Here is a 6,232-nt window from a genome sequence, read left to right as displayed (position 1 = left end):
CTGCCGGCCTCGCCCCGCTCACGGCGGGCTGCGGCCTCACGCGCCTGGCGCGCCGCCTTGGCAGGGTTGCCGGACTTGCCCTTCTTACCGCCCTTGCCGCTCTTGGCCTTAGGCGCCTGACGGGCCTTGGCCCGCTTGCCCATGCCAGGCAGCGATCCCATGCCTGGCATGCCGCCGCCCATACCGCCCAGGCCACCGCCGGCGCTCATGGCCTCCATCATCTTCTTGGCCTGCTCAAAGCGCTCGACGAGCTGGTTGACGGCCTGGACCGTGGTGCCCGAGCCCTTGGCGATACGGTTACGCCGCGAGCCGTTGAGGATGGACAGGTCCCGGCGCTCGGCCGGGGTCATCGAGCACACGATCGCCTCAATGCGGTCGACCTCGCGCTCGTCAAAGGCCTCGATCGCCTCGCGCATCTGGCCCATGCCCGGCATCATGCCCAGCAGCTTCTTCATCGAGCCCAGCTTGCGGATCTGGCGCAGCTGGTCGAGGAAGTCCTCCAGGGTGAAGGTGCCCGAGGCCATCTTGGCTGCAGCGGCCTCAGCCTCCTTCTCGTCGAAGGCCCGCTGGGCCTGCTCGATGAGGGTGAGCAGGTCACCCATGTCCAGGATGCGGCTGGCCATGCGGTCAGCATGGAAGCGCTCAAAGTCCTCCAGGCCCTCGCCGGTGGAGGAGAAGAGCACCGGGGCACCCGTCACCCCGCGCACGGACAGGGCCGCGCCACCGCGGGCGTCGCCGTCGAGCTTGGACAGGACCACACCAGTGAAGCCCACGCCGTCGCGGAAGGCGACGGAGGTGTTGACCGCGTCCTGACCGACCATGGCGTCCAGGACGAAGAGGATCTCGTGGGGGTGGACGGCGTCGCGGATGCGAATGGCCTGGTCCATCATCTCCGCGTCCACGCCCAGGCGTCCGGCGGTGTCGACCACGACGACGTCGTAGCCGTGGGTGCGGGCCTGCTCCACGCCGGAGGCGGCCACGGCCACCGGGTCGCCCACACCGTTACCCGGCTCGGGTGCCCACACGTCCACGCCCGCCCGCTCGGCCACCACGCTCAGCTGGGTCACGGCGTTGGGACGCTGGAGGTCCGAGGCCACCAGCAGGACACGCTTGCCCTCGCCACGCAGCCAGTGACCGAGCTTTCCGGCCAGCGTGGTCTTACCGGCACCCTGAAGACCGGCGAGCATGATGACCGTGGGCCCGCGGTCAGCCCAGTTCAGCTCGCGCGTCGCTCCACCGAGGACCTCGATGAGCTCGTCATTGACGATCTTGATGACCTGCTGGGCAGGGTTGAGAGCCTGGGAGCGCGCAGCCTCCTTGGCCTTCTCGCGCACGGCGGAGGTGAAGGAACGCACCACCGGCAGGGCGACGTCGGCCTCAAGCAGGGCGCGCCGGATCTCGGAGACGGTGGTGTCGATATCGGCGTCGGTGAGCCGGCCCTTGCCGCGCAGGCCCTTGAAGGAGGCGGTCAGCCGGTCGGAGAGGTTGCCGAACACTCGGTGTCCTTCCTTGTGCGCCCAGGGCGCGAGGTTGCTGGGACCCGGGCAGGACGACGGCGGTGACCTGCGTCCGGCCACGGGCATGGCTAGGGCCCAGGATAGCGGAGGGCCCGTGCCCTCCCAGGACGGGAGGGCACGGGCCCTGTGCCTGGCCGGTTACCCGGCAGGAGAACGCTGGCCGTCAGCAGAAGCGACGCCGCCGCAGTGCCAGTCCGCCTCCCACGGCTGCGGTGGCGATGAGGGCCGGGGCCAGGACCGCCGCACCCGTGCGCGCCAGCGAGCCCTTGGCGGGCTTGGCTGCCTTGCCGGCCTGGACGGAGCCGTCACCCTTGCCGGGGCCAGCCGCCTGGCCCGCGCTTGGCGACGTCGTCGCCTCCGGCGTGCTGGGCTGGGCCGAGAGCTGCTCGGGCAGCTCAGGCTTGTCAGCCAGCGCGAAGCTGCCCGCGCTCAGCGTGGCCGAGGTGTCCAGGCCCAGCGATCCGGCAATGAGATAGTGCAGATCGGTCTGGTCGAGCTGGCCGACGACGTTCTCCGCCCCCGGTCCCTCAGCAGCGATACGCAGCTGGGCACCGGTGTGGTTCTGTCCGCCCAGGGCGTCGTCGTGGCTGTTGGAGGCCGCGGTGGCATAGCTGATGACCATCGGGGCGCCGTCGGCGGTGAGCAGGCGGGTGGTACGCCCCGCCGTCGGCTGACCGTCAGAGGTGATCTGCGAGGTGTGGGCATGGTCGGCGGTGGCGACGATGAGGGTGGGCTCACCGGAGCTGGCAACCCAGGCGCGGACCGCCTGGATGGCCTGGTCGAGGTCGTCGAGCTCACCGATCTGGCCGCAGGCGTCTGCGGAGTGGTCAGCCTTGTCAATCGAGGCACCCTCGACCTGGAGGAAGAAGCCCGTGTCGTCACCCTTCGCAGAACGGTCGAGCAGCTCGATGGCCTTGGTCGTCATCTGTGCCAGGTCCGGCAGCGAGTCCGTGCGCTCGGGGTTGAGCTCGCAGCGCGTGGCGTCACGCTGGGCCCCGTCCTCGGTCGGAATGGTGGCCTGGAATTGACGGGGCATGTTGCCCGAGGAGAACAGGCCCAGGACCGGGGAGTCCTGGTCTGCGGTGGTCAGGGCGGCGAGCTCCGAGGTGTTGGTGACTACCTGGTAGCCCTGGGCCTTGACGTTGTCCAGCACGGAGGTGCCGGCCGTCCACTCGTGGGTGGCGCCGTCGGCGGCCGTGTAGGTGCCCTCGGCCTCGACCGTGGCACTAAAGGCCCCGCGAGCCCCCCAGGGTCACGTCCGCCCGGGTGTCCACCAGCTGCTCGGAGATCGAGCCCAGACCGCCATTGACACGCTGGTCAGCCTCACAGCTGGCCTTGAAGTCACCCGAGGGCGCGTAGCACGAGCGCGTAGAGACGTGAGCACCCATGACGGCCGGGGTCGCGTCCTGGATCTCAGAGGTGGTGACGTTACCGGTGCGCATGCCGGCGTTCTTGGCGACCTCAATGAGGTTCTGCTCCGGCCTCCCAGCCACCTCCACGCCGATCGCGCCGTTGTAGGTCTTGGTCCCCGTGGTCCAGGCGGTGCCCAAGGCAGCAGAGTCGGTGACGTAGTTGACCGAGCCGTCCTTCTTGTTGATGGAGTGGTGGGTGTAGAGCCCGACGTGGGGCAGGTTGTCCAGCCCCTCGAAGCGACCTCCCGCGCCCTCGACGTAGTTGCGCGCCGCGGTGATCTCCTGCTGGCCCATACCGTCACCGATGATGAGAATGACGTTGCGTGCCTGCTGGTTGGACCGCCCCTGGCCCGCGGGCCCGAACTGGGAGCAGGAACCGGGATCCGTGTTGAGCGAGCCGTCCGGGTTGATGCTCACGCAGTCAGCCGGGCCGTTGGCCTGCCGGTAGGTCGTGCCTGCAGCGCTGGCAGGAAGCGCGAGGGCTGGCAGTGACAGGGCGCCGACGGCGAGGGCCACGGCACCGGCCCGCGCACCACGGCGCGGGCGACGGGGAGTGCTCACAGGAGCTCCTTCGGGGAGGGAATGGCGGACGGGCGTCCGCCCGCTCAGCCAATCCGCTCATCGTGACCGGATCGTGACCGCACGGTGAGCGCAGAGCACCCCGCCGGTGAACACTCGCTGTCACGGCCTCCACCCGGCGGGGCCTAGATCGCCTCGATCCCACTCTCCCCGGCGCGTGCGCGCAGGACCTGCTCGACGGCGGTGACGAGCTTCATGGCTCATGCTTCCTTGAGGATCTCGAGGACCTCGTCGACTGCCCGGGGTGGGCGGGAGGAGGCGTGGCTGACTGCTGGCGGGAGCGGCGTAGCCAGGCGGTCGGTGGTCAGTGAGTCATAGGCGGACTCCCCGTGCTCAGCCTTGTCCAGGCCCAGGTGCTCGGCCTCGACGCCAGCCCGCCACCCCACCAGCTGCTTGACGATGAACCAGCACACCGCCGTCGTCACCAGACTTACGCTCATCGCCACGACGGCGACCAGGACCTGGGTGAGCAGCTGGGCCGAGCCGTGTCCGTAGAGCAGGCCCGTGTCCTTGGCGAGCAGGCCCACCAGGATGGTTCCGGCCAGGCCGCCAACCAGGTGGACGCCGACGACGTCGAGGGAGTCGTCGTAGCCCAGGCGGTACTCCAGGCCCACCGCACAGGCGCACAGCGCCCCCACTACGAGCCCCAGGACGATGGCGCCCACGGGCGTGACTGCTCCGGCTGCCGGGGTGATGCCAACCAGCCCGGCCACGACCCCCGAGGCTGCCCCCAGGCTGGTGGCGTGCCCGTTGCGCACACGCTCGACCGCCAGCCAGCCCAGCACGGCGGCGCAGGCAGCGACCGTGGTGTTGACCCAGGCCAGTCCGGCCACGCCGTCGGCGGTCAGCGCGCTGCAGGCGTTGAAGCCGAACCACCCGATCCACAGCAGGCCCGCACCGAGCATGGTCAGCGGCAGGTTGTGGGGGCGCATGGGCACGCGCCCGAAGCCGCGGCGGCGTCCGATCGCGACGGCCAGGAAGAACCCGGCCACCCCGGCGTTGATATGCACCACGGTGCCGCCAGCGAAGTCGATGGGAGCGGCCAGGGAGGAGAACCAGCCCTGGTCGCTGAGGATGCCGCCGCCCCACACCATGTGCGCCAGGGGAAGGTAGGCAAGCGTCACCCACAGGGGTACGAAGGTCATCCAGGCCCCGAAACGCACCCGGTCCGCGATCGCACCGGAGATGAGGGCGACGGTGATGACGGCGAAGGTCATCTGGAAGGCAACGTCAACGATGACGGGGACGCCGTGGTCGTTGAGGAGAAAGGCCCCGGCCGCGTCCGTCACGGCACCGTGCAGGCCCAGCTGGGACAGGGGGTTGGCGATGAGTCCAGCCAGATCGGTACCACCGTAGGACATCGACCATCCGTACAGGACGTAGACGACGCCGACGACGGCGGTGGCGCCGAAGGACATCATCATCATGTTGAGCACTGACTTGGACTGGCTCATACCGCCGTAGAACAGGGCCAGTGCCGGAACGGTCATGAGCAGCACGAGCGAGGCGCTGACCAGCATCCACGCGGTGGCTGCGGTGTCGAGGGCCATAGGGAGCTCCCTTCCTTGCGTGCGACGGGATTCGCACGAGGAAAGCCAACGCCCCGCATGTCATGGCACGTGGTCGTCAAGGTGGCGGGCAGGTGTCAGGCCACGGCGCGAGATATCCGGCGTGTTGCCGATGCGTCAGGCAGGTGACCATCACGTTGCCGTCTGTGCACCGGGCCATCTGCCGCCCCGAGGCCTCAGGCCAGCAGCGCGTCCACAAAGCCCTCCGGGTCAAAGGGAGCAAGGTCGTCCGCACCCTCACCAAGTCCGACGAGCTTGACCGGCACGCCCAGCTCACGCTGGACCGTGACGACGATGCCGCCCTTAGCCGTGCCGTCCAGCTTGGTCAACACGATCCCGGTCACGCCGACGGCCTCGGAGAAGACCTGGGCCTGACGCATCCCGTTCTGGCCGGTCGTGGCGTCCAGGACGAGCAGGATCTCCCCCACCGGAGCGACCTTCTCCATCACGCGCTTGATCTTGCCCAGCTCGTCCATGAGACCGGCCTTGTTCTGCAGGCGCCCGGCGGTGTCGACCAGGACCACGTCCACGCCCTGGGCAGCAGCCTGGTACGCCGCGTCGAAGGCTACCGAGGCCGGGTCAGCTCCCTCACGCTCAGAGCGCACGACCTCCACGCCCACGCGCTCGCCCCAGGTCCCCAGCTGCTCGGCGGCGGCAGCACGGAAGGTGTCCGCCGCACCCATGAGGACGGTCTTGTCCTGGGCCACGAGGACGCGGGCGAGCTTGCCGCAGGTGGTGGTCTTGCCGGTGCCGTTGACCCCCACCATGAGAACGGCCGCGGCCGGGCTCCCCTCACCGGTGAAGCCCTCAGCAGCCTGCGGAGGCGCGAGGTTGAGGGAGCGGTCCATGGCGGGGTCAACCAGGGCGAGCAGCTCGCGGCGCAGGACGCCACGGATCGCCGTCGGATCGGAGGTGTCCAGCACCTTGGCCTGGGTGCGCAGGGTCTCCATCAGCGCCGTCGTCACCTCGATACCCAGGTCCGAGGTCAGCAGCGTGTCCTCGATCTCCTCCCAGTCGGTCTCAGTGAGGTCGCCGCGCGAGAGCACAGACAGCACGGCCTTGCCAAAGCCGCCGGAGCCGGCCAGGCGCGCGCGCAGGCGCTGCATGCGCCCGGGGATGGACTCGGGTGTCTCCACGCTGGGCAGCGCGCCAGCGG

At 69.7% G+C, this 6,232-nt stretch carries 4 protein-coding genes and 1 pseudogene; all 5 read right to left on the bottom strand.

Going from position 1 to position 6,232, the window contains the following annotated elements; genetic code table 11:
* Positions 1-1,496: signal recognition particle protein (gene ffh, locus HMPREF0058_RS05285; protein ID WP_006548688.1), on the bottom strand; the 1,496-nt coding region annotated here is incomplete at its 3' end.
* Between the two features lie 184 nt (positions 1,497-1,680).
* Positions 1,681-2,697 (bottom strand): annotated as a pseudogene (locus tag HMPREF0058_RS13345) (alkaline phosphatase); the annotation flags it as partial.
* 46 nt (positions 2,698-2,743) lie between these two features.
* Entirely contained in the window at positions 2,744-3,490 is a 747-nt protein-coding gene (locus tag HMPREF0058_RS13340; RefSeq protein WP_050765644.1) for an alkaline phosphatase, read from the bottom strand.
* A 218-nt stretch (positions 3,491-3,708) separates the two neighbouring features.
* Positions 3,709-5,058, bottom strand: a complete 1,350-nt coding sequence (locus HMPREF0058_RS05275) for an ammonium transporter (RefSeq protein ID WP_006548685.1) — start codon at positions 5,056-5,058, stop codon at positions 3,709-3,711.
* A gap of 194 nt (positions 5,059-5,252) precedes the next feature.
* On the bottom strand, positions 5,253-6,232 hold a 980-nt coding region (ftsY, locus tag HMPREF0058_RS05270), incomplete at its 5' end, for a signal recognition particle-docking protein FtsY (protein ID WP_006548684.1).

The sequence above is a fragment of the Actinomyces urogenitalis DSM 15434 genome, assembly GCF_000159035.1.
GTDB lineage: Bacteria > Actinomycetota > Actinomycetes > Actinomycetales > Actinomycetaceae > Actinomyces > Actinomyces urogenitalis.
The sequence above is the reverse complement of the archived record's forward strand: the minus strand, read 5'-3'. Positions and strand labels throughout refer to the sequence as shown.